Below are 25,530 nucleotides of genomic sequence, written 5' to 3' on the forward strand. Positions count from 1 at the left end.
TTTCTAGCCTTTGACCGAACCGATCATCGCGCCTTTGACGAAATATTTTTGCACGAACGGGTATACGATCAAGATCGGCAGCGTGGCGACCACGATATTTGCCATTTTGATCGTCGATTCGCTAATTTCCTGCTGGTAGGCGATGCTGATGCCTTGGCTTTGCATCGCCGTCGACGTATTGGTCAGCAGGTCCCGCAATACCGCTTGCAGCGCCCATTTGTCCTTCGAAGAAATATACAGGATCGTGGAAAAAAAGTCGTTCCAATACATGACGGCCATAAACAAGGCAATCGTGGCCAGCACCGCTTTCGACAGCGGAAGCACGATCCGGAAAAAAATAACCAGATCGTTCGCCCCGTCGATGTAAGCCGACTCCTCCACCTCCGCCGGAATTCCGGCAAAAAAGCTGCGCATGATGAAAATATTCCACGCCCCGATCGCCGACGGAAGAATGAGCGCCAAATACGAGTCCAGCATCCCCAGCTCCTTGACGAGCAAATAACCGGGGATCATGCCGCCGTGGAACAGCATCGTAAACAAAATCATTAGCGTAAACAGCTTCCGGCCCCGCAAGCGCGATTTTGAGATCGCGTACGCAGTCGCCGCCGTAATGAACGTGGCAAGCAAGGTGCCCGTCAGCGTAACGATGAGCGAAACCTTGAAACCGGACAGCACGGCCGTATTGCCGAGCACCGTTTCGTATGCGGCGAGCGAGAAGCCTTTGGGCAGGAGAAACAATCCGCCGCTTCCCGCCAGCTTCGCATCGCTTAACGAATACATGATCACGTACCAGTACGGGTAAAGCATGATAACGACGAGCGCCAGCATGAACAGCGTGTTGGCCGCTTGGAACAGCCTGCTTCCGGCGAACGGCTTCCTTTTCAGCTTCCTCACCATAAGCCCTCCTCGCCGAACCTTTTCGCCAGTTGATTCGAAGCTGCGACCAGAATCAGCGCAATAACCGACTTAAACACACCGGCGGCCGCCCCCAAGCTATAGCTCGCATCCACGATCCCTTTGCGGTATACGTACGTGTCGATAATATCCGCCACATCCATGACCAGCGGATTGTACAGCAGCAGCGTTTGCAGGAATCCCGCGTCCAAAATGTTGCCGAGACTGAGAATGAACAGGATAACGATCACGTGGCGGATCGACGGAAGCGTAATGTTCCACATTTGCCGGAACCTTCCTGCCCCATCCACGATGGCGGCTTCGTACAACTGCGGGCTGATACCCGAAATGGCGGCCAAATAAATGATCGTCCCCCAGCCGACCTCCTTGTAAATATCGGTAGCGACCAGAATGGAGCGGAAATACGATTTTTCGATCAGGAAGTCAATCGGCGCTCCCCCGAACCAGCCCATCACCTGATTGACCAGACCGTCCACCGGATTCAAAAAGATGATGATAATCCCGGAAAAAATAACCCACGAAATAAAGTGAGGCAAATAAACGACGGTTTGCACGAACCGCTGAAACACGAGCTGCTTGACCTCGTTTAGCAAAAGCGCCAGTACGATCGGCGCCGGAAAGCCCCAGACCAGCTTCAGCGTGCTGATGATCAGCGTATTCTTGAACACGTTCGTGAAGTCCAGCATCGTGAACAGCTTTTCGAACTGGTACAACCCGACCCAGTCGCTGCCCCCGACGCCCTGCAATATGTTGTACTCCTGAAAAGCAATGACCAAGCCGTACATCGGAATATATTTGAACACGATGATGAACAGCATACCGGGCAGCAGCAGCAAATATAAGTACTTGTCCCTGACCAGATCTTTTAGCAAGAGGTTTTCCCCCTTATTTATAAGGCTTGATTTCTTTGTCGTACCATGTTAAAAATTCCGCATATTCCTGCTTTTGCGCTTTGTACAGGGCGTTCGCCTCTTCCTCTACCTTTTTGCCGCCCATCGCATAATATTTGTCGACGAACTTATCGAATTCGTCGATGTTTTTCTTGCCGGAAATGATGCCGTAGAACATTTCGTCCCGCACTTTCTCGATATCCTTGATGTATTCCTTGAAGGCCGGACGATCGTTCGTCTTGAACCTGACCACCATCTCCCGCAGCGGCTTGGACGTCGCCTCGTTCTTCTTGAACAGGTCAATCACCTGCGGAATGTTGGAAATATTCGCTTCGTCCTTCCGGCTCAAATACCAGGTGTAGTTGCCGATGCCGAGCTTGTTCTGTGCGTCCGGGGTCAGAAGCGATTGGAACTGGCCGTTCTCCATCTTGTAATGCTCGCCTTCCTTGCCGAAGCTGACCAGCTTGAACGTTTCCGGGGAAGCGATCCGGTTCAGCACTTGAACCGCGCCCGCGGGATCTTTGGCCTTGTTGGTCACGCCGATGAAGCACCAGCCTCCGACCGCTTCGGGATAATCCGAGCTGAAGCCGTCCGGGCCTTTGACCGGCGGAATCGCGAGCAGCTCGCCCGAAGGGTTGTTCGCCTTGAACGATTTGTACAGCGTGCTGGACGGGTTGAAATAAGCGATCCAGCGGTAAAAGGAGCCGACTTTGCCGCTTGCGGCGATTTCCTCGAATTTGTTGGCGTCCGTATTGCTGATCGTCCGCGGATCGATGAGCCCTTCCTTATACATGCTCTGCAAAACCTTCAAAGCTTCTTTCGTCTGCGGAAGCACCGCGCCGTATTTGACCGTTCCGTCAGGCTGCACCATGAATTCGTTCGGAATCGACTTGTAGGCGAAGAAAATCGGCGCGAACGTGCGGTATTCCGCCGAGCCTGCGATTCCCGGACCGGACAAGCCGTACGTGTCGTCCTTGCCGTTGCCGTCGGGATCTCGCTTCGTAAACGCTCTCAAAACTTCGATATATTCATCCACCGTCGTCGGCACCTTCAGCCCCAGCTTATCGAGCCAGTCCTTGCGGATGATCGTCGTCATGGAGGTCGCTTCCGCTACGTCTCCCGGCAGGCGGTACATCTTTCCTTTTTCATAAGAGTAGAACATCGTTTCGGGAGAATAGTAATTCAAAACCGTCTTGCCGTGCTTCTGGAGATAAGGCACGAGGTCGACGAGCGCGCCGGATTTTACCCAGTTCGTGTATTCCTTGTCCATGCCGTACCACCACTGGATGTCGGGCATGGTGCTTTTGTCGCTCATGTTCAAATTGATCTTCGTCTGCGCATCTTCCCATCCCGGCAGGAAAACGCTCTCAATCGCAACCGGTTTTCCGAGCGCCTTCGTCAGATCTTCTTCCAACGCTTTTTCCGCCCAGGAATTCGGTGTTTTCGCCCCGCCCATCAAAGTCATCGAAAGGTTAAGCGATGCGTCCGACGGCTTGGACTGCCCTGCGCCGTCGGCGGAGTTCGCCCCGTTATTCCCGCCGTTCTGGCAGGCAACGAGGCTTGCGGTAAGGAATGCTACAGGAACAAAAGCTTTTAATTTTTTCAAACGGATGACCCCCTGTTAAGAAGAGAATGTAAACCCTTACAAATTGACTAGGTTCATCATAAACAAAAAACGCAACATTGTAAACAATAATTTTACATTATCATTTACACAATTGCGTTTTGTAATGTTACAGTGTGCAAAATCGCATGGATTTATCGGGAAACGTTCGGGGCTACCGCAACCGGCAAGGATACCGGGACAGTCGAGGTGGAGTCGTTGTAGATCACTTTCGTGCCCAGACGGACCATTTCGTAAGGCCGCGCAGGGTTGTTCATGCGCCACAACAGCTCTTCGGCCGCGCGGCGGCCCCAATCCTTCTCGTCATAGTGTACGGTGGTCAGCGCAGGCGTGACGAAATCGGCATGCTCGGAATGATCGAACCCGGTCACAGCGATTTGCTCCGGCACCTGAAGGCCCTTGTTTCGCAAATATTGAATGACGCGGATGGCGATCGTATCGTTGGCGCATACGAAAGCCGTCGGAAACGCTTCGAGGCGTTGGAACGCGTTTTCGATATCGTCGTAATGATGATACTGCGACGGATTGGGCCCGGTGGCGCAGTAGTCCGGCTCTAGAGTTAAGCCCGCGTCGAGCAGCGCCCGTTTAAAGCCGAGCCACCGTTCCATAAACGACCGGCAGCTGGTGATATCGCCTACGAATCCCAGATGACGGTGCCCCCGTCCGATCAGATGCGTCGTCATATCGTATACGCTGTCTTCGTTGTCCACCAATAGGATATCGGCGTACAGCGCGGAAAATGAAAGGTCCGGACGGGCATCGAGAAATACTTTGGGCAAATCGACGGAGGCCAGAAGGTCGGTATATTCCTTGCTGAGATAGCCGCTGACGATCAGGCCGTTCACCGACCGGTTCACTACGCATGAAGGCAGCGAAAGCTTGGCAAGCTCGTCCGGCTTGATGAAATCGAACAGCAGCTCGTAGCCGTTCTTGGCTGTAATCTCCTCGATCCCTTTGATAACGCCCATCCAGAAGCCGTTGTTGGCAGGGGTAAATATGTTCGTGATGAAAGCGATGCCGCCTCTGGCCGTTGTGCTTACCGCTTCCGTCTCCTCCGCTGCCGTCGAATCCGCGGTTTTGTAGCCGAGACTGGCGGCCGCTTCGCGCACCTTCTGCTTCGTTTGCTCGGAAACGCTTGCATGATTGTTGAGCGCCTTGGACACGGTATTTCGCGATATGCCAAGGAGCTTGGATATATCGTGGGTCGTCACTTTTTGTTTTTTCATCGGCTCTCTCTTTCTTCCCCTTAGTACGAACCATTTTTTAGTTTATGATTTTAAAATTGTATGGTTCCCCTGCTTTTTTGTCAACTTGTTTTGTAAACTAAATGCATCATTTTGTAAAGTTCCTGCATCGGATTTGACCCCTGTGCCTTGTCATGATGTATAATAAGGATACAAATTTTTGCAGGAGGAGCTTATGGACAATATCCCAAACCTTTTGAAAGAACACTACGATCTGGATGCTACTAACATTTTACCACAACGGGGCGGCTGGGCGGCGCTAGCCTTTAAAGTATTCAGCGGCAAGCAGGCCTTCTTCTTGAAGGCTTACGAAAAGAGCCGGGCGTCGACTCCGAAATTGACGGCGCTCATTGATCAATATGTGCCCATCACGGTATGGCTTATGCAGCATAGCGGCTTGAAAGGCAAGCTTCCCGTACCCGTGCCAACCCAAACCGGCGCTTACAAATGTGAAGATGACGACGGAATTTATTTGCTTTATGAATATATCGAGGGAGAAACGGTCGGCGAGAAAGCCTTAACCGCGGAGCAGGTTGTCGAGCTTTCGAACATGATTGCGGAGCTTCATTTGTACGGTGAAGAAATTCCGGTGGAAACGAAGGCGTTGAAGGAAGACTTTGCTGTTCCGTTTGTGCCGCAGATGAGGAAAACGTTGGAACGAGAAGTTCGCGAGCTTCCTCTTGACGTCAGGGAATTGATAACCTCTCACCTGAACCAATTGAATGGACTGACGGATACCGTAGAGAAGCTGTCTGCCGATTTGCGGAACAGGAATTTAAGAATGGCCCTGTGCCATACCGATCTTCACCCTTGGAATCTGATGCAATCCAGCCCGCAGCTGATGCTGATTGACTGGGAAGGGCTGAAATTGGCTCCTGTCGAAGCCGATCTGATGTTCCTGGTTGACGAGCCTTATTTCGATGATTTTGTGCAGATTTATCGGAAGGTACATAACGATTTTGCAATCAACCCCGATGTGCTGCAATTTTATCGGTACAGACGCAAATTGGAGGATATTTGGGAGTTTATGGAACAGCTCTTGTTTGACCGGCAAGAGGCGCAGGAACGAGCGGTGACACTCAACTATTTGAGCAAGGAACTGAATGAAATAAGCGGTTAAGTGCTGCAAGGGGGAATGCTTGCTCTGTGCAAGCATTCCCCTTTTCCCTTGCGTTCTGTCCCCTGGTGAATTATTAATCATTCACGCCAAGCTCAAGTCCATAATAAATCATGCCATGAGGCTTTTTCACTTGGAACGTAATGCAATCAGCGTCATTATAATAACCGTTTAAAACCGTTCCCACATGGTAGTAAATAACATTATCCCCTAAATGATGGGTTAATAGTTCGCAAAATTTTTCTACGCGGTAATCCTTGCTCGCGTTATCTTTTTCATAAAACCATCTTTCCAAAATACCTATGAATCCATTGATGTCGATTTCATTGAGCGTACCATTGCATAAAGCACCAAAATGTTGCTTACTGGCATCAATTGCGTTTCGAGCTCCTTTCATTTTCAAAAATTCAAACGTGTATCCGTGATCCGGTCGGTCGTTTATGGCTTGCATTGCTTCTAAATATCCATTTACAACATCGCTCATTTTTTCGCACCCCTTTCTTGAAGAATTCGCGAATCTTATTCTGCCCGATGGCTCAACAGTAAGCCATCCGTCGAGGTCCAACCATCGCTCTCCGTCCCCAGCCGTCAGTTCTCTGATCAAAACATCCATATTCGCCCTCCCAAGCTAAAGTTTCATAAGTACGAAGTAGGATGCGGCGGCGGAACCTCGGACTTAACAGAACCCATATTTCTCTGTCATTGGCATGTCCTCCCGGTAAGGTTTTTAGCCTGCAACTTGTATAAATCATTATCCACACTCGTTCTTGCTGCTGCAAGCCTCGTTTCGTAGTCTATCGTCCGATTTGTCATCGCAATACAAACATAATAAATATTATGTAAACAAAAAAGGAGCGCTTGGCTCCTCCTTCTCCCGATTAAACGCTTGAGGATGTCCCGAGCGCCTAAGCTCTTCGGGGCATCCCCAGTCTTACGAAATCATGCTTATTTCTTGCCCACTACGTACATCACCCACGGCGAAATACGGGTTTCGTTAATCCATGGGTAAGGCTCATCTTCCCGGCCAAGCGGCTGATGCATTTCCACCACGTGAAGCCCGGTTTGGTCGAAAATGTCCCGGTAAGCGGCGTCCGACCACACAACATCCTCTACCGGCCTTTGATCGTGCGTATCCTTCATGATGATTTTGACTTTGTCCCCGCTTCGGGCATGCTGATTTTCCGGAAAAGCCTTCGTCGTGAAGGAGGCCCATTCGTGAAGGTAAATGTCGGGAGAGGAGACGACCATCACGATTTTCCCGCCTTCCTTCAGCGAAGCGGCGAGCTGCTTGAAATTTTGCAGCTTCTTCTCCAAGGTCGGGATGTTATCGAAGGTGAACATCGACAGCGCCAGATCGAAGGTCGCCCCGTCCAGCAGACGCAGATCCCCTTCCGGAATGAGCCGGTAATCGCCGGCCGCGTCCATTTCTCTTGCCTTGCCAAGCATGCCGGCCGAAATATCGATGCCGATCACGTCAAAGCCGTGATCCCGCAAAAAACGGGTCGAGCGCCCCGCTCCGCAGCCGAAATCCAAAGCGCTCGTTCCGGCGATATGCTTGGTCAGCATCTCCGGCAAATCCCGAAAAGCCAAATAATACGTTCCCGGAAACTCCAAGGTGGCGTAGGCTTCCGCCCGTTCAGCGTCTTCGTATACATTTGAAAACTCCATGTGCTGTAGCACCTCTCCCAATAGAAATATGTGAATGGACGATGGATCGCCTGCGTTCAGATGACTTCGATCCGCTTCCATTTCCCGCCCAGAAAGCGGACGGATACCAGAAGCAGCATCACCATGGAATAAACGATCAAGGCAATCCATATCCAGATTAACGAAAGCCCCCAGACGACGCTGAACAGGTACGGAATCACAAGATAGAACAAAATAGGAACGACGATATAGATAACCATCATGAACACCGTGTCGCCTACCGCGCGCAGCACATTGCTGATGATGATCTGCATCGTATCGAACACGATCCACAGCGAAGTGAGCCGGACAAGCGGGACGGTGACCGCCATCAGCTTCAGGAACGTGTCCTGCTGATTCCCTCCGCCGAAGATCGAGATTAAAGCCTGCGGGAACAAATTAAAAATGAAGATGATCAGCACGTTGAACACAAGTCCGATCCCAAGCCCCAATTTCGCGGCTCTCCGGACATTGTCGAGACGCCCGGCTCCCTTCTCCTGGCCGACAATAATGGCGATGGCCGCGCCTAACCCCCAGATGGGGAAAATCGACACCCCTTCGATGGTGAACGCGATATTGGAAGCGGACAAAGGAAACTCCCCGGTCTTGCCGATAATCAATAGCAGCAGGCTGAAATACCCGGTGCCGAGAAACGCCTGAATGCCCGCGGGAAACCCGAAGTGAAGCAGCTTGCGGAGCAAGGCGCCGTCCCATTTCATCTGCGCCGGAATCTCATACTTCGCTTTAACCCCCCGTCTCCCCAGCAAGATCATATACACGATCACGGCGAGCACGGAGCTGCTGATGGTCGCCAGTCCCGAGCCCCAGATCCCCCCAAGCTCCGGGAGACCGAACTTTCCGAAGATCAGCAGCCAGCCAAGCAACACATTGAACACATTGGACACAATCCCGACGATCATGATGACCGTCGTGCTGGCAACGCCTCGAAACAGGCCGGAAAATGCGGTAATGAACAGCTGGACGCAGCTGGAAACCATGATCAGGTAGAAGAATTGCCTCTCGTAAGCCAGCAGTTCCCCCGTATGCCCCATCCAATTAAAAATATTGACGGCGAGGGGAGACACCAGAAGCAGCACCACCGAAAAAACGATGCTGAGATAGACGCCCTGCCACATCGATGAGGCGCACTTCGGGTATTTGCCGGCTCCGTAATATTGGGCGATGAGCGTGGAGGCGAAGCCGACGATGCCGATAAAGATGCTGGAGATCGCCGTCCCTACGTTACCGGCCGGTACGACAGCCGCAAATTGTCCCAGATCGTACATCGAGACAAAGGCCCGGTCGACAAATACCATCAAATTGAGCGAAAACATCGAAAGAATGACGGGCATCGTAATTTTCAAAATCGTTCGGATCGAAATGGACTGCTCCTGGTTTGCCGGCCCGAGAACAACCGCATCACGCGCTTTTTCCGTCTCCGGTGACATGGACACAAGCGACTCCCCTTTTCATGGTTTCCTGAGTTACAACGCCCGCCGGTTACGCGCTGCGGCCGATATAAGCCGCCCCGATCGCTCCCGTCACTTGCGGGTAATCCGTCACTTCCACTTTCATGTTTAACAAATCTTGCAGCGCGCTAACGATGCCGATATTTTTGGCGACGCCGCCGCTCATGCCGAGCGGCTCCTTGATGCCTACCGCCTTCAGCAGCGCGATCGCCCGGGTCGCTATCGATTCGTGCACGCCCTTAATAATGCTGGGCGTCGGCGTGCCGACCGCGACCAGAGATACGACCTCCGTTTCCGCGAACACCGTGCACATGCTGCTGATCCGGGCCGTCGAGGTCGCCGTTTGGTGAATCCCGCCCAGCTCTTCGAGCTTGACCCCGAGCGCTCTGGCGATAATATCGAGGAACCGGCCGCAGCCCGCCGCGCACTTGTCGTTCATCATAAAGTTGACGACATTGCCCTTTTCCCCGATCTGGATCGCCTTGCTGTCCTGCCCCCCGATATCGAGAACCGTCCGGATGGAAGGGTTCAAGAAATGCATCCCTTTGGCGTGGCACGTAATCTCCGATACGTGTTTATCCGCAAACGGCACGTTCTCCCGGCCGTAGCCGGTCGTGACGATGACGTCGATATCCTTTTTCGTAAGTCCGGCTTTCGCCAGCACGTTGTTGAACGTCGTTTCCGCGGACTGCCGGTTATCGCCTCCGGTGTACACGACATCGTAGGCGACGACGCTGTTGTCGTTCAAAATCGCAGATTTGGTCGACAAAGAACCGATATCAATTCCTAAGGTAATCATAGGGCTACTCTCCTTTATCCCGAATGAGTGGATGATTCAGTCGCTCATAATTTCCAGAAAAGCGTCGATGCGGTTTTTCACATGATTGAACGCATAGTTGTTCTTGTCTACGTAATCCACGCTGATCGTCAAGTACTTCAATCCTTGTTCACCGGACATCTCCCGAATCATCGAACTGATTCCCATCATGTTCCTGCAACCCCATATATTTGATATTACAACACCATCGATATGAAATGAAGTACAAACCTGAGAAATATTTTCTTTTAACCGTTTGGCGTTCCAGTGATACAAGATCGCCCGTTCCGCGATGCTCGTTAACGGGTCCTCCGGATCAAGCGACACCAGATTGGCATCCCACAGCGGCGCCCAATAGACAATCTCGACCTGCTGCTCGAAATAGCGGATTAATTCGTGATCGTTGTGCGGCGCTTGGCCCGCCCATAGAATCCGCTTCTTCTTTTTGCTCGGGTCGGACTGCTTGCTCATTGCGAGCGCTTCTTCGTACAAGGTTTTGCAGATTTGCACGTTCTCCTTCAAGCCGAAGCCGTTCATCCCGAAAATTTCGAGCAATTCTCTGGACACGCCGGGCAGCTCGTAGGTTTTGTTCAACTCGACCGTCTTGCAGTAATAGTCTCTCGCTTCATTCGAATATTGAACGACCTGCCGGAACAGCTCTTCGTCGAACGAGATATTCAGGTTGCTTTCGATATCGGCGATCAGCTTTTTCAATTGTTCCACAAGATAGGCCAGCGTGTCTTCGTTGATCTGGTTCGGCGTATTGATCGAGAGGAACGTGCAGTCGTACAGCTTGCTCGACATGTTCCCTACTTTGGCCAGGCAATCGCACGGCTGATCATTCACCATCACCAGGTCGGGATTCGGGTAGCCGTTCGCCAGCATGACGCCCAGCGAGCCGCGCAGAAACGAGCAAATGTCCCGGGAAAGACTTTTCTCCTGCGTCAAATTAATGAACGGGTCCACGTTGACGGTTTGGGCCAGCAGGATCGCCATCGACTCCATATTCCAAGAAAGCATATTGAAGCCGAAGACGATTTCATTCGGAAACTGCTCGACGACATAAGCTACCTTCGTATCCTCTTTATAGGCTTGCGTCAGGCGGTAGCCGTTGAACAACGACCTCATCCGCGCCGCTTTCAGCGCCGAGGACGGATCGGACGGCTCGGCCCGGTACGTTTCGAGGACGGACATCATCTTTTTGTACTGCTCTTCGCGGCTTTTCGCTTCCACTTTAAATTGGCTCATCGCTCTTCTCCTTTTCTAATACATCATCGTTTCGAGAAACGTGTGAATCCGGGTGCGGATGCTTTCGATATTCGTCATGCTGCACTCGCCTTCGACCAGCAGCACGGGCGTGCCCTTCTCGATGAGCTTGCTTTGGATGTACGGGTAATCCATCGAATAAATGTCGCAAAACTTGAGCGAAAAGTAGATGACCGAATCGATATCGTATTCGTCGATCAGCTTGACCAAATGGTTCAGCCGTATATCCGATTCGAACATCCGGGCGCAGGTCGCTTTGTCAAAATAGTAATCGGCGATGGCTTCGACCGGATCACGGTGCTCGTCGACCTGCCCTTCGAAATATTTGACGCCGTTGGTGATGTCCATGCAGACGACCTTCGCTCCGGTCTGCTCGATGGCGTCGACAATATTATCATGATCGAAATAACTGCCGCAGATCAGCACTTTGTGCGGCTTGGTTTTTTTGGTTTCCCGCTGGGCTTCCATCGCGCCGAGCAGCAGGGACAGCTCTTGATTGTATTGCTGTCTCATGCCGGCCGTGCTGGATTTTACAATGTTCAGTAATTCGCTCCCCGTGAGCGACATCAGGTCCCGCTTCCGCAATTCGTGCATCCGCTGCAGCAGCCGGCGCGTTTCGTTAAACAGGCGGATTGCCTCCCGCAACGACTCCTCCGTAATGCGGCAGCCGAAATGCTGCTCCAGCGATTCGATCATGTGGCGGACCTGCTTCCGAAAATAGTCCCGGGAGATCGGATTGAGAGCTTTCGGAAGCTCCAGGAAGAAGCTGTATTTCGGTTGAATCCGGTCGGTCCACGTCTCGTGCAGCCGTTTTCTCCAATCGCATTCGTCGACGAACACGATCCCGTCCGTAAAATCGTAGACGCCGTTCATGCCTTCTCCCAGGCAATTGAGCAAATAAGAACAGTAGTTACTGCCCAGCAGCGCGCCCGCCTCCGATGTGTTGTTGGCGGTCGTCCCCATGATCCGAAAAGGAATGAAGCCCGCCGCATATAAAATTTCTTCCGGCGTATAGATCGATGTCCATCCGATCTTGGGCTTATCCACAGCTTTCAAGGCGTCCAGCCGGCTAACATTCAGTTCGACAATTCGTTCCACCATTTCTTTCATAAGCGCTCTCCTCTTAACCAGATTTCTTTGGGGCGGCGGCACCTTCCAGGATGCGGTTGAATTGCCGGGCGAAGGCCGGCGAATGCCTTGCATCAAACAGCGAGTAATGGTTTCCCTCCGCCGGAATATACACCGGATGCGCGCAATACCGTCCCCAGCGGTCCATTCCCTCCAGCGGCGACTCGGTGGCCTGAAACACATGAACCGGCGAATCGATGCTCCCCCTCGGAACGTAGGCTGCCCGCGCCCGGTGCAGCGTGCGGACGATATTCACCGCGCAAAATAGCTGATGCAGCGACAGTCCGCTTCCGTCCGGGAAGATGTCGGCCCATTCCTCGCGGACATAGCGGAGAAAGGAAGTCCGGTCGAAGTCCGGGGGCTGAAGCGTGTCCGCGACGGCGGTCCAGAACGCTTGAGCGCTCCGGCTCCGGCTCCAGCGCTTGAGCAGCTCCTCGTTGTGCAGAAACGGACGGATGTAGTCCGTCTCGGACTCGGCCGAGAACGGCTGCGCGTCTTGCCGCGGGTAATAGCCCGGAGGCGGCGCGTCTACCAGGACGCAGCAGCCGATCTCCTCCCCCTCGGCTTCCAGGATGCGTGCCATCTCCGCCGCAATCGTTCCCCCGATCGACCAACCGGCGATAAAATACGGCCCTCCGGGCTGAACCTGCTTCACTTGTTCGATATAACTAACAGCCAACTCTTCAATCGAAATATTTTGCGGCGCGTATCCGACCCGTTCGTCCAGCGTAATGCCATATACGGCGAACGAATGTTCGACAAGCTCGACCACCTTGAAGTAGCCTTCAATCCTTCCCGTTCCGTCATGCACGAAAAATATTGGAGTTGCGCCGGACGACCGCCCCCGCTTCAACAAAACGGCCGCTTTTTTATAATGGTATTGAATGTTCACGGTCTTCCTCTCCTTTCCCGAAAGACTCCTATTGCGCTCTCCCCGTATGGCGATACCTATGCCTCCCTTCCCCGGTCCCCCCTAAACCGGCGGTCGGGTTAGAGCGCTGCTTGCTTCTGCAAGCTTTCCACCTTTCTGGCCCACTCGGAAATGACAGGCGCTTCTCTGATTTCCATGATCGAGGGGACGACGCCGAAAGCAGCCTCCATTTCCGCGACCAAGCGGATGAGCGCCAGCGAATTGCCGCCGCACAGGAAAAAGTTATCGTCCGGCCCGATGCCCTCCGTATGCAATAGGTTTTCCACGATTCCGATCAATTGCGCTTCAATCCTTGTGGCGGAGGCGGAAGAGGCCGGATGAGACCATGGGTCGCGAGGCGACAGGTGACGTCCCCCCTGATTGCAGAGCTCCCCCGGTGAAGGTATCGCTCCGTTCGGCTCGGGAAGCGCCCCCTTGTCGATTTTTCCGGTTTCCTTAAGCGGCATCTTGTCGATCTGCACAAAGGCGGCAGGAATCATGTACTCCGGCAGCGTCTTGGCGAGATAGGCTTGCCATTCGGAGGCCGGGATGTCCCGGTCTGCGACGAAATACGCGCATAACGCTTTGTCCCCCGGACGCTCCTCCCTTACCGTCACGACGACTTCTTTCGCGTGCGGATGCTCCGCCAGCTTCGCCTCAATCTCCCCAAGCTCGATGCGGAAGCCCCGCAGCTTGATCTGGTTATCCATCCGGCCCATGAACTCGATATGGCCGTCGGGAAGCCAGCGGGCAAGATCCCCCGTCCTGTACATCTTCGACCCGGGCTCGAACGGATTATCCACGAACTTCTGCGCCGTCAGTTCGGGCCGATTCAAGTACCCGCGGGCGACGCCGTCTCCCCCGACGCACAATTCGCCGGGCACGCCGACAGGCAGAAGCTCCCCGTAAGCGTCGACAATGTACGCTGTGGAATGGCGGATCGGCTTGCCGATCGGAACGTTCGTTTCATGCGGCCCGGTGATGGGGTAACAGGTGGAAAACGTCGTGTTTTCCGTCGGCCCGTACATGTTCTGGATGCGAAGGCCGGGGACGGCCGCCAGCACCTTGTTGACATGCCGGACAGACAAGGCGTCGCCTCCGATCAGCAGAACTTTCAGAGGAGCGAACAACTCCAGCTTCATGTCCGAAAGCTGGTTGAACAGCGGCGCTGTCAACCAGAGATGGCTTATGCCATGGTTCGCGATAAATCGGCCGAGATGGTCCGCGTTGAGCAGTACGTTATCGCTTGTCACATACAGCTTGATTCCGTTCAGGAGCGCGCCCCATATTTCGAACGTTGTGGCGTCGAACGCCGGGGCCCCCGTCTGCAAAATCGCGTCGTTGTCCTCGAAACGGACGTAATCGGTATTTTGGACTAGCCTCACAACGTTCCGGTGCTCCACCATAACGCCTTTCGGCCGTCCGGTCGAGCCCGACGTGTACATCACGTAGGCGAGACTTCGCGCATGCGTATCGCTTTTCCAGTTATCGGGGCTATGTAGGAACCGTTCTTCCTCCCCGATTTCGATGGCAGTGATCTCCGCTTGCAGCTTGCCTGCGTTCAGCCTCCCCTTCTGAACGAGCACGACCTTGGCTCCGCTGTCCTGCAGCATATACTTGATCCGATCCTCGGGATAACCGGGATCAATGGGCATATACGCGCCGCCCGCTTTCAATACCGCGAGCATTCCGACCACCATTTCAAAGGACCGCTCGGCCGCAACGCCGACAATCTGGTCCGCACCGCTCCCCTTGCTGCGGATCATTCCGGCGAGCTTGTTCGCCCGCTCGTTCAGTTCCCGGTAGGTCAGCTCCTTGCCTTCATGCCATAGCGCGACTCGTTCCGGCGTCTTCCGCGCCTGTTCCTCGAACAGCTCATGGATGCATGCTTCGCGCGGATACGCCGCCCCCGTACGGTTCCAGTCCGCAAGCAGCCGGTTCCGTTCTGCCGGGTCAAGCATCCGAAGCTCCTTCACCCGGGCCTCGGGCTGTTCAATCACCGCTCGAAGCAGGTTCACGTAGAAGCCAATAAGCCGCTGGACCGTTTCCTGGCGAAACAAGTTCGTGTTGTACTCCACCCGGATTTCCATCGCGTCGTCCTCTTGATGGATATCGAACAGCAGATCGACTTGGGTCGCATCCATATCCGGCTCGATCCAACCTTCCTTCGCCCCGGCGAACGCCGCTTCTTCCTTGCCCGCAACGACCATGTTAAACATGACGCGGAACAACGGATTCCGGCTGCTGCTGCGGTCGGGATTCAGCTTATGAATGAGCCGTTCAAACGGATAATCCTGCATATCGTAGGCTTCGTCCACTTGCTCGTGCACCCGGCGGAGCAGCTCGTCAAAGGCTGCTTCCCCGTCCACCTCCATCCGGATGGCAACGGTGTTTACGAAAAAACCGACCGCTTGCCGGAGCTCCGGGCTGTAATGCCTTCCCGCAAACACCGTGCCCACCACGACATCGTTCTGGCGCGAGCATTTGTGCAGCAGCACATAGTAAGCGCAAAGCAGCGCGGAAAACGGGATCACCCGCTTCTGCATGCAAAGCGTCCGCAGCCCCTGAACCACCTCGCGGGGGATCGACTGAATTTCAAGCGCCCCTGCGAAGCTGAGCCCGGGCCGGGCCGGGAAATCCGTCGGCAGCTCAAGCACGGGCAGCTCGCCCTGAAACTGCTTCAGCCAATACGCTTCCTGCTCCCCGGTATGCGCCTCATCGAACGTTTCCCGCTGCCACAGCACATAGTCCGCATACCGGATTCCCGGCGCGGGCAGCTCCTTGCCGATCGCTACGCCCGCATGCGCGTTGTAGAACCATTTGAAGTCGTGCCAAATGCGCTGGAAGGTCGTGGCATCCGAGATGATATGATGCAGCTTGAGGATCAGCATTCCCTCCGCTTCGCCCATACGTATCCAACTGATCTGAAACAGCGGCCCCCGGCGCAGGTCGACCGGCTTCAGGCTCGCTTCGGACAACAGGCGCAGGGCCTTCGCTTCCCGCTCCTCCCCCGGCTCCGCCGACAAGTCGACGCAGCGGTAAATGCGCTCCATCGCTTCGTCGAACGACTGAACGGGCGCACCGCCCGCATAGCTTACTTTCGTCCGCAGCGCGGGGTGCCGCTCGGTCAAATCTTCGGCCGCCCACAATAAGGCGTCCGAATCGACGGGACCCGTCAGCCGTTTGCAGGAAATTAAATTCCAGACCGCGCTGTCCGGCAGCAGCTCGGATAAGTACAGCACCCGTTCCTGCTGGAACGAAAGCGGATAATGCGGTCTTGCCCTTTGGCGGGGGATGTCCGGATATTTACGCAGGCGTTTGCCCATAGCAACCAACCTTTCGGGCTTCCCTGTCGTTAAGCTTGCGGTACGGCCTTGGGAAGCAGAGGCTCGATGATTTTGGCAATGTCCTTAATCACCGGCAAATCGATAAAATCCATCAAGGTCAAGCTAATCTGGAACGCGCTCTCGATATCGGAAACGAACCGGATCGTTAATAAGGAATTGCCGCCCAGCCGGAAGAAGTTGTCGTTCACACCGATGCCTTGCATGTTCAGGATGTTTTCCGTAATTTCGATCAGCTTCTTCTCGATCTCTGTCACAGGCCCATCGTCCGCCGGTTGGGGCGACAAGGCGGCTTCCGGCGCTGGCAGCGCTTTGCGGTCCACTTTGCCGCTCGTGCTTAAAGGCAGCTTTTCCAGTCTCATGTAACGGGTCGGAAGCATGTAGGACGGCAGCCAATGCCCGAGATGCCCGGTCCACTCCTCGTCCGGCTTCTCTTCGTCGGTCACAATATAAGCGACGAGACATTCGAGACCGGCCGAATCTTCTTTCACCGCAACGGCAGCTCCCCGTACCGACGGGTGCAGCAGCAGCGTCTTCTCGATTTCCTCCAGCTCGATCCGGAAGCCCCGCAGCTTGACCTGCTGGTCGATCCGCCCCCGGAAGACGATATTTCCATCCTCCTGCCAACGGGCCAAATCCCCTGTCCGGTACAGCTTCTCGCCCGGGCAGAACGGATGGTCTACGAATGCTTGCGCCGTCAGCTCCGGCTGGTTCAAATAACCCCTCGCCAGCCCTTTCCCGGCAAGGCACAGCTCGCCGTCCACCCCGACCGGCTGCAAGTTCATATGCTCGTCGACAATGTACGCCCGCATGTTGCCAACCGGCTTCCCGATGGGCACCCGGTGCAGCTCTTCGCCGCCCCTAAAAGCGAAGCCCGTCGCATAGATCGTCGCTTCCGTCGGACCGTACAGATTGACCAGCTGCGCCTGAAGCCCCAAGGACTGAAATGTTAGGACCGTGTGAGCGCCTAACGCCTCTCCGGCGGCAAACACATATTTCAAGCTTTGCAATGCGGGAGCAGCTTCCTTGCTCTCAGCCACATCCATAAACGATTGCAGCATGGATGGCGCGAAATTGATATGCGTCACTTGATGACGCCGGATCGTCTCGATCATTTTCGTCGGCTCCTTCTCGGCTCCCGGCTCCAGAATGACGAGCTTACCGCCCGTAAAGAAGCAGCCGAACAATTCGCTCATGGACACGTCGAAAGTAAATGACGTTTTGAGCAGATACGCGTCTTCCTGCGCCAAAGGAAACGATCTCTGCAAATGGGCCAGCGTATTAACGAGCGAGCTATGCTCCACCATGACCCCTTTGGGCTTGCCGGTCGAGCCCGACGTATACAGGATATACGCCAGATCGCTCGGGACGCTCACACCGCTGAGATTCGAGCTATCCCCTTCGGCCTTCTCCTCAATCGCGAGCGTCGGAACAGGTAAGCCTTCCGCCGTTTCGCCCTCGCCGGGCGGAACAAGCAGGACGCGGGCTCCGCTGTCCTCCAGCATGAACCGCTTGCGCTCCTCCGGGAACCCGGGATCGATGGGAAGATACGCTCCTCCGGCCTTAAGCACCGCGAGAATGCCGATCACCATCGCAAACGACCTCTCCGTCATCACCCCGATGACGCCCTCGGCGGCGACTCCGCGGTCTTGCAGCGTACGAGCCAGCCGGTTCGCTTGGGCGTTCAGCTCCCCGTAGGTCATCGTCCGCTCGCCAAAGGCCAGCGCGACGCGTTCCGGCGTCTTCTCCGCCTGCGCTTCGAACAGCTCGTGAACGCATGCTTCGCGGGGAACATCCGCCTCGGTCCGGGTCCACTCGGTCAGCAGCCGCTTGCGCTCCTGCGGGTCCAGCATATCCAGCTCTTTTACTTGAACCTCGGGATGCTCCACCAGCTTTCTTAGCAGGGTCACATATAAATCCATCAAGTGCCGGACGGTTTCCCGGCGGAACAGGTCCGTATTATATTCCAACCGCATTTCCATCACGTCATCCTGCTGATGGATGTTTAGCAGCAGATCCACCTGGGTCGCATCCAGCGCCGGCTCCTCCCAAGCCTCCTCCGCACCGGCGAACGTTTCTTTTTCCTTGGCGGAGCTAACGAGGTTGAACATGGCGCGATACAACGGATTGCGCACGCTGCGCCGCTCCGGGTTCAGCTTCTGGATCAGCCGTTCGAACGGATAGTCCTGCATGTAATGCGCTTCGTCGACTTTGTCGTGCACGCGCTTCAGCAGCTCGTCAAAGGCAGCTTCCCCATCCACCTCCATCCGGATCGCCACGGTGTTGACGAAGAAGCCGGCGGTCTGGGCCAGACTGGAGCTGTAATGCCTTCCCGAAAATACCGTCCCGACCACGACGTCCTGCTGGCGGGAGCACTTCTGCAAAAGCACATAATACGCGCACAGCAACGCCGAGAAAGGGATCACCTTATGCCGCATGCAGAGCGACCGCAGCTTCTTCACCAGATCGCCCGGCAGCGCCCGGATTTCAAGCGCTCCCCGGAAGCTGAGCTGCGCCGGCTCCTGGAAATCCGTCGGCAGATCGAGCACCGGCAGCTCCCCTTGAAACTGCTTGAGCCAATAAGCCTCCTGCTCCTGCGTATGCGCCTCGTCGAAGGCCGACCGCTGCCAGCTTACGTAATCCGCGTAATCGACCGCGAGCGGCTTGAGCTCTTCCCCGCCGGTCACGCCCATGCGCGCATTGTAGAATGCTTTTAAATCGCGCCAGAGAAGCTGAAACGTCGTCTCGTCGGAAATAATATGATGCAGCTTCAAAATGACGAGGCATTCGGCAGCCCCCGCGCCTCCCATCGGCACGACGATCACTTGGAAGAGCGGGTCGCCGCTCACGTCAATCGGCTCCCGGCACACTTCCGCCAGCTTCCGCAGAGCCGCTTCATCCTGCAGCTCCGCCTCCTCCGCCGAACTGTCGATCCGTTGGAAAATCGCTTCCAGCGTCTGATCGAATGTTTGAAGCGGAGCGCCGTTCTCATAGCTCACTCTCGTCCGCAGCGCCGCATGCCGACCGATCAAGTCGCCCACCGCTTGCCGCAAGGCCTCCGAATCGATGTGCCCCGTCACGCGCTTGCAGGAAATTTTGTTCCACAGCGTGCTGCCCGGCAGCAGCTCGGAGAGGTACAGCACCCGCTCCTGCTGGAAGGAAAGCGGATAGCTCGGCTGCTCGCTTTGACGCGAAATCGCCGGGTACTTGCGTTTTGCCCGTTTCGTCATGAGATTCATCCTTTCGTCCTGATTTCCTTAAGAGCTTCGGCTTCCTCGCTTAACGAGTTCGTCCGCAATGATCAACCGCTGAATTTCTGACGTTCCGTCTCCGATCTCCGTCAGCTTCGCATCCCGGAAAAATCGCTCCAGCGGCAGGTCTCTGGAATAGCCGTATCCGCCGAACAGTTGGATCGCGTCCTTCGTCACTTGGGTTGCCACCTCCGAGGCGAACAGCTTGGCCTCCGACGCCTCCTTCGCGTATTTCTCCCCGCTGTCCTTCATCCGGGCCGCTTTTTTTAGCAGCAGATCGGCGGCGTTGATATTCATCTCCATATTCGCCAGCATATTTTTCACCGACTGAAAATGGTAAAGATATTGATCGAACTGCTTTCTTTGCTTGACGTAGCCGATACAGTGCTGCTTGGCCTCCTCCGCGATGCCGACGGCAATCGCCGCCATCCCCAGCCGGGCGCTAACAAGCGTCTGGTGCAGGATGTCCAGACCGAAATTTTTTCGCCCAATGAGGCTGGTCTTCGGAACCTTGACGCCGTCCAGAATCAGCTCGCCCGTATCGGAGCTTCGCATCCCGAGCTTCCGCTCTTTTTTGCCGGACGTGGACAGGCCCTGCATTCCTTTTTCCAGCAAAAATACGCTGATGCCGAGCAGCTTCTTCTCGGGCGCCGTCTTGGCGGGCACGATGAAGTAGTCCGCATAGTTGCCGTTCGTCACAAAAATTTTCGCGCCGTCGAGCACATAATGATCGTCCGCTTCGACCGCCTTCGTCTGCATCGACGACATATCCGATCCACTGCCCGGCTCCGTCAGCGCGAAGGCGCCGATTTTGTCCCCGGAAAGCATGGGCTGCAAGTAGCTCGCTTTCTGCTCCTCCGTGCCGAAGGCGCTGACCGGGTTGCAGGTTAAGCTGGTGTGCGCGACGACGGTCATCGCGGTGGAGGCGCACGCCTTGGCCAGCTCCTTCACGAAGCCGGTATACGTCGCATAGTCCAGATCCAGGCCTCCGTACTCCTTCGGATACGGAATGCCCAGCAGGCCGAGGCGTCCCATTTCCTGAATATTTTCCAGCGGAAATTGCTCGCGCTCATCCGTTTCGCTTGCGATAGGCCGGACCTTTCGCTTAATGAAGGCCTCGGCCGTATCAAAAACCGCCTTCCGCACTTCCCCGTATTCCAGTTCCATATCCTCACACTCCAAACGTTTTGTGCCAGCATTCCAGCGCGATCAAAGCGTGCGACGTTCTGAAAATCGCCAGATTGTCCATATGCTCATACCCGTTCTTTTTGTTGAAAAAATCATTGGCCGCCCGTTTGTCGAAGTAAGCGGAAATTTTGGAATTGCCCGATTGAATCAGCTCATTGGCGATGTTTTTCTGGACGACGACCGATTTCGGATCGACCGGGAACGGGAACGGCCGTTTCTTCCGCTCGACGATCTCCTTCGGCAGCAGCTCTCTGGCGATTTCTTTCAGGATGATTTTCTCCTTGTCGTCCTTGAGCTTGTAGGCCGATGGAATATTCGCCACATAGTCGACGATACGGTAGTCGAGAAAAGGAACCCGCGCCTCGATGCCCCAAGCCATACTCGTTTTGTCCTGCCTCTCCAGCATTTCCAGCAAATACAGCTTGATGAACAAGTACAGCACTTTGTTAAGCTCGTCGTCGGTCTCGAACCGGGAAGTCATGTCGCGCAACGCCGAGGACACGTTTTCCTTGAACCGGGTTTGTCTGGCAACGTCGGGATTCAACAAGCCGGACACCTCTTGGAGATACGGCGCCCACGGAAATTCCGTCAGCTCGCTTGCGGGCTTTTGATTCAGGAAGAAGAAATATCCGCCGAACAGCTCATCCGACCCTTCGCCCGACAGGACGACGGTGACGTCGCTTTTTAATCTTTGATACAGCAGATACACGGAAGGGGTCGTCAGATCGACCGGCTTTTCCACGTGCCAGGTCGTCTTTTCCAGCATGTCGTGGTAGTCCTCCGGCCGGAAAATAAATTCCTTATGGTCGGTTTGCAAGGCGTCCGCCATCAGCCGGGCGTAGATCGTATCCGAGTTGGCCCCCGCAACCTCGCTGTTCTTGCCGTACTCCATCGAAAAAGTTTTCAGCCGGTGGGACGCATGCCCCGCAGCGAGGGCGGTAATTAAGCTGGAGTCCAGCCCTCCGCTGAGCAGGGAGCCGAACGGTACGTCGCTCATCAGCCGCATGCGCACCGACTCTTGAAGAAGCGCGAGCGTATGCTCTTTGTACTCGCCGAACGTCTGAGGCTCTTCCGCCGACTGCCGCAAAACGATATCCCAGTACGGAATAAGCCGCTTCGTCTTGTTGCGGAACAGCAGCGTATGGCCCGGCGGAACGGACTGAATATGCTTGAACATCGTGTGTTCGTTCAAAAGCGCGGTGCAGAACAAATACTCCGGAATGGCCGCCGGCTCCGCTTCCGCCCGGATATCCGGGTGCTGCAGGATCGCTTTGACCTCCGACGCGAACAACAGCGCTTGATCGGATAAGCTGTAGTAGAGCGGCTTGACCCCCAGCCGGTCGCGGGCCAGAAAGAGCGTCTCCGTCTTCTCATCCCAGATCGCAAAAGCAAACATGCCGTTGAACCTGCTCACACAGTCCGGGCCGTACTCCTCATAGCTGTGCACGATGACCTCGGTGTCGCAATCCGTCACGAAGCGGTGGCCTTTGTTCTCCAGATCGCGCTTCAGCTCGCGGAAATTGTAAATCTCGCCGTTGTAGGTGACCCAGACGGTATGATCCTCGTTCGTCATCGGCTGCTTGCCGTTCTGAAGATCGATGATCGACAGCCGCCGGTGCCCGAGCCCGATAAACGTATCGACGAACACGCCCTGGCCGTCCGGACCGCGATGCGCCAGCGCCTCGTTCATCCGGTTCAACACCGCTTCCGAGACGGGCGATTCCTTCCCATAGTGGTACGCTCCGCAAATGCCGCACATTGGGGTTCCCTCCTTTCGGTTCCGTGTGGCGGATCAGAAGTCAAAAATAATACCAGATCGTCTTGTAATCGTCCGGATTTTCCCCCAAGGCTTCCAATCGGCGCAGGAAATCGTATATCGGCGTATCCTTGTACACGTACGTATTGACCGGGGCCATATATTTTTCCCAAGGATAAAATTCGTAAATCCGGCTCCCGTCGTTCAAAATCATAATGATCTCATGGTCCTGCCAAGCGTTCAGCTCGTTCTTCCCAAGGGTAGGCACGTTAAACACCGGTTTGTCGGTCCGCACCAGCCCCGGCATTAACCGCGCCTCCTCCTTCTGCTCCTGAAGCAGCCGGGCTACGGGCACCTTGAAGTCCGCCGTCTCCTCTTTTCCCTTCAGATTGAACAAATAGTAGGGCGAAATGCCGATCCCCTTCAGCGATTCCCGCAAAAAGCACGTCTCGAACTTCCGGCAGTTTTGCATAGTGAACACCTGCTGGTTATACACGTCGATGCCAATCGTCTTGATGTTCCGCATCGCGTCCGCCATTTCTTGCGAAATCTCATACGGATGCTGCACATGAGTGACCAGCGTAATCGTCTGCTCCGGAGGCCGGTGATACGTTCGCAGGATCGACAGCAGTTCCTCGTCGAAGCGCATGGGAGCCGTGACAAGCGTCCGCGTGCCGATGCGGATGCGCTTGATGTGCTTCATGTCCGTAAGCGTCTGCAAAATGGACGCGAGCTTGTCGTTGCTAACGGCCAGCGGGTCCCCGCCTGTAATCAGCACCTCGCTAATGCCCGGGTTCGCCCGGAACCACTCGTACGCTTCCGCCAAATTATGAATCGCCGGATCGGCTTTGCCGCAGGAATCCTCCGCCAGCTCCCAGTTTCTTTGGCAGTAGATGCAAATTTGCGGACACCATAGGTATGGCTTGACAATCGCGATCTGCGAATATCTTCGGGTCACAAAGTCGGTAGGTGAAGTGTCCATCTCGTGCATGAAATCCAGCTCTTCCTTCGGGAGCAGCCTGGCTTCCAGCATTTTGTCCAGATAGATCCGGTTCGGAATGACCTGCGCCCGCAGACTCCGGTCGTGCCGATGCCGGTCCTCCTTAGGATCGGGGTCCATCATAGACAGGTAAAACGGTGTGATCTCGCAAGGAATCCCCTGCGCCATCGCCGCATCAATGCACGATTTCTCTTCGGCGGTCAGCTCGATGATTTCGCCGATTTTGCTGGCATCGCGGAAGCGGTGCTTGAACTGCCAGCGGTAATTCGCCCAGTCCTGCTCCGTGGCTCCCAATGCCTGCAAAATCCGCTGCCGATGCTCCTGCCTGCGCCGGACAACCTCGTCGTCCAGCCCGCTTCTATAACCGTTCTTGCGGATAAAACCGGCATACTGGTCCGCTTTGACGTTGAGCAGCTCCGACCGGACGACGGCCGCTTCGCGCCCTTCCAGATGCATGAAAGCGGGAACCTCGCGCTTGCAAATGCCCGATTTCGAATAAATTCCCGAAAGACCGATCACCCCCTTGAACAAGTGCTTCATTTCCATGAGAAACGCATCCGTCACCTCGGGCCACTCCTGCCGCCGCCAATGCTCGGCAGCCAGCTTCCATAAGGTATCCAGGCAGCTGTGCTTCGTTTTGTGCTCGTTGGTTTCCGAAATAATGCTTTTGAATACCGTGATGCAGTCGCGGGTATTTTTCTTTTCCAGCGGATGCAGCGGGCAGTCGGCTCGCCGCACCTTGTCCTCGCATTCGTTCAAGTAGCCGAACATCCGGCTGCGGGCGTCGCCTAACGTCTCGCTGTCGACGAGCAATCGCAAAATATCCGGATTGGCGTCCAGCAGCTCGGAAATTTTCTCATGAGTAGCCATAAGCAGCCTCCGCCCCATAACGTGAATTGGCCACGCTTAGCTCAGCAATTGCTCCTCCACCTGCTCGGCGAGCCGCAGCGCTTTTTCCTCCGGGTCTTCCACGCGCTTCAACGCCTCTTCCCGGGTAATGATGCCCTGCCGCACCAGCAAGCTCATTTCAAAATCGTACGGATGAAAACGATGAACCTGCTTGTGCTTGACGATCCCGAGCGAATTCAACCGGCAATTCGTCGAATTCGGATCGACATCCTCCGGCTTGGTCCATCCAAGCTCCCGGATCGTACGGTAAATTTCGTCCTCCTGGTACCCGATAATCGGGAAAGCGTTGATCGTATAAGGAAAGGGGTTCGTTTTGTACTCGTCCTTATCCAGCATGAGATACGTATACACGTCGTCCCCCACGCGCTCCGCGAGCGGCTTGAACAAATGTTTCCGCAGCTCGTACGGAATTTTGTTGTCCTGAAACAGGATTTCGTTCTCGGATTGGATCAACTGCCCCGGGCTGTTGCCCAGCATGACCATCGGAATTCCTTTTTCGATCGCGATCCGCAAACACATGTTCGTCACGATGCGGATGCACGAGATGCAGATACCGCTGCCGAACTGCGTCAGATGGGTCGGGTAAACCTCGGGCGCGGAGCTCTGCAAAAAAATTTGCTTCATCAGGTCGTACCGGGGCCGGACAATCGTATGATCCACATTCAAGCGGTTCAACACCTTGCGCATGTTTACAAACGAAGCTTCCGACATGAAGCCGTTATCGAGCGTCACAGCCAGCATGCGAAGCCCGTACTTTTCCTTGAGCGTATGAATCAGGAACGTGCTGTCCTTCCCTCCGCTGTAGGCGACCAGCGCATCGTACTTCCGGTTCTGCGCCTTGCATTCGCGGATGATTTCATCCAGCTTCGCCTGAAGCTTGGGGAGCGACGGAACGGGCTGTTTCCCGCTCTGCTTGCTGCAAAAGGAGCAGACGCCTTCGGAATCGAACGAGATTCCGGGGTAGGTTTCGGGCATCACGCATAAGGTGCACCGTTTCACGGTTGGGTTCCCCTTTC

At 55.1% G+C, this 25,530-nt stretch carries 18 protein-coding genes; 1 reads left to right on the forward strand and 17 read right to left on the reverse strand.

Features of this window, described 5'->3' with window-relative positions:
- Window positions 1-3: 3 nt before the first annotated feature.
- The 4 genes from NLX71_RS12120 to NLX71_RS12135 all read right to left on the reverse strand — a co-directional run bounded on the left by NLX71_RS12120 (window position 4) and on the right by NLX71_RS12135 (window position 4,655).
- Window positions 4-897 (reverse strand): carbohydrate ABC transporter permease, encoded by an 894-nt coding sequence (locus NLX71_RS12120; protein ID WP_254363897.1) that lies wholly within the window; start codon window positions 895-897, stop codon window positions 4-6.
- Window positions 891-1,787, reverse strand: a complete 897-nt coding sequence (locus NLX71_RS12125; protein ID WP_254363898.1) for an ABC transporter permease — start codon at window positions 1,785-1,787, stop codon at window positions 891-893. The genes NLX71_RS12120 and NLX71_RS12125 overlap by 7 nt, the downstream gene beginning before the upstream one ends.
- A 13-nt stretch (window positions 1,788-1,800) precedes the next feature.
- Window positions 1,801-3,411: a type 2 periplasmic-binding domain-containing protein gene (locus tag NLX71_RS12130; RefSeq protein WP_254363899.1), complete on the reverse strand. Its 1,611-nt coding sequence runs from the start codon at window positions 3,409-3,411 to the stop codon at window positions 1,801-1,803.
- A 152-nt stretch (window positions 3,412-3,563) separates the two neighbouring features.
- Entirely contained in the window at window positions 3,564-4,655 is a 1,092-nt protein-coding gene (locus tag NLX71_RS12135; protein ID WP_254363900.1) for a LacI family DNA-binding transcriptional regulator, read from the reverse strand.
- A gap of 193 nt (window positions 4,656-4,848) precedes the next feature.
- Between NLX71_RS12135 and NLX71_RS12140 the strand changes: the two genes are divergently transcribed.
- On the forward strand, window positions 4,849-5,793 hold the full coding sequence (locus NLX71_RS12140) for a phosphotransferase family protein (protein WP_254363901.1): 945 nt from the start codon (window positions 4,849-4,851) through the stop codon (window positions 5,791-5,793).
- 73 nt (window positions 5,794-5,866) lie between these two features.
- Here the strand turns inward: NLX71_RS12140 and NLX71_RS12145 are convergent, their stop codons facing one another.
- From NLX71_RS12145 to NLX71_RS12205, 13 genes are all read right to left on the reverse strand, one after another.
- The gene (locus NLX71_RS12145) at window positions 5,867-6,403 is read right to left on the reverse strand and encodes a hypothetical protein (protein WP_254363902.1); all 537 of its coding nucleotides are present in this window, start codon (window positions 6,401-6,403) and stop codon (window positions 5,867-5,869) included.
- A 332-nt stretch (window positions 6,404-6,735) separates the two neighbouring features.
- Window positions 6,736-7,458 carry a class I SAM-dependent methyltransferase gene (locus NLX71_RS12150; RefSeq protein ID WP_254363903.1) on the reverse strand — a complete coding sequence of 241 codons (723 nt, stop codon included), beginning with the start codon at window positions 7,456-7,458 and terminating at the stop codon, window positions 6,736-6,738.
- A 56-nt stretch (window positions 7,459-7,514) separates the two neighbouring features.
- Window positions 7,515-8,924 carry an MATE family efflux transporter gene (locus NLX71_RS12155; RefSeq protein ID WP_254363984.1) on the reverse strand — a complete coding sequence of 470 codons (1,410 nt, stop codon included), beginning with the start codon at window positions 8,922-8,924 and terminating at the stop codon, window positions 7,515-7,517.
- 52 nt (window positions 8,925-8,976) lie between these two features.
- Window positions 8,977-9,744, reverse strand: coding sequence for an acyl-CoA dehydratase activase (locus tag NLX71_RS12160; protein ID WP_254363904.1), 768 nt, complete (start codon window positions 9,742-9,744; stop codon window positions 8,977-8,979).
- A 36-nt stretch (window positions 9,745-9,780) separates the two neighbouring features.
- Window positions 9,781-11,010: a 2-hydroxyacyl-CoA dehydratase family protein gene (locus tag NLX71_RS12165; protein ID WP_254363905.1), complete on the reverse strand. Its 1,230-nt coding sequence runs from the start codon at window positions 11,008-11,010 to the stop codon at window positions 9,781-9,783.
- 15 nt (window positions 11,011-11,025) lie between these two features.
- Entirely contained in the window at window positions 11,026-12,138 is a 1,113-nt protein-coding gene (locus tag NLX71_RS12170) for a 2-hydroxyacyl-CoA dehydratase subunit D (protein WP_254363906.1), read from the reverse strand.
- Window positions 12,139-12,151: 13 nt separating this feature from the next.
- Window positions 12,152-13,048, reverse strand: a complete 897-nt coding sequence (locus NLX71_RS12175; protein ID WP_254363907.1) for a thioesterase domain-containing protein — start codon at window positions 13,046-13,048, stop codon at window positions 12,152-12,154.
- A 98-nt stretch (window positions 13,049-13,146) separates the two neighbouring features.
- A complete protein-coding gene (locus NLX71_RS12180; RefSeq protein ID WP_254363908.1) occupies window positions 13,147-16,392 on the reverse strand; it encodes a non-ribosomal peptide synthetase in 3,246 nt (1,081 codons plus the stop codon).
- 29 nt (window positions 16,393-16,421) lie between these two features.
- On the reverse strand, window positions 16,422-19,640 hold the full coding sequence (locus NLX71_RS12185) for a non-ribosomal peptide synthetase (RefSeq protein WP_254363909.1): 3,219 nt from the start codon (window positions 19,638-19,640) through the stop codon (window positions 16,422-16,424).
- A 27-nt stretch (window positions 19,641-19,667) separates the two neighbouring features.
- The gene (locus NLX71_RS12190; RefSeq protein ID WP_254363910.1) at window positions 19,668-20,828 is read right to left on the reverse strand and encodes an acyl-CoA dehydrogenase family protein; all 1,161 of its coding nucleotides are present in this window, start codon (window positions 20,826-20,828) and stop codon (window positions 19,668-19,670) included.
- A 4-nt stretch (window positions 20,829-20,832) separates the two neighbouring features.
- Window positions 20,833-22,608: an asparagine synthase (glutamine-hydrolyzing) gene (gene asnB, locus NLX71_RS12195; RefSeq protein WP_254363911.1), complete on the reverse strand. Its 1,776-nt coding sequence runs from the start codon at window positions 22,606-22,608 to the stop codon at window positions 20,833-20,835.
- Window positions 22,609-22,648: 40 nt separating this feature from the next.
- Window positions 22,649-24,475 (reverse strand): KamA family radical SAM protein, encoded by a 1,827-nt coding sequence (locus tag NLX71_RS12200; protein ID WP_254363912.1) that lies wholly within the window; start codon window positions 24,473-24,475, stop codon window positions 22,649-22,651.
- A 36-nt stretch (window positions 24,476-24,511) separates the two neighbouring features.
- On the reverse strand, window positions 24,512-25,513 hold the full coding sequence (locus NLX71_RS12205; protein WP_254363913.1) for an adenine nucleotide alpha hydrolase family protein: 1,002 nt from the start codon (window positions 25,511-25,513) through the stop codon (window positions 24,512-24,514).
- Window positions 25,514-25,530 lie beyond the last annotated feature (17 nt).

The sequence above is a fragment of the Paenibacillus sp. MZ04-78.2 genome, assembly GCF_024213375.1.
Taxonomy (GTDB): domain Bacteria; phylum Bacillota; class Bacilli; order Paenibacillales; family NBRC-103111; genus Paenibacillus_G.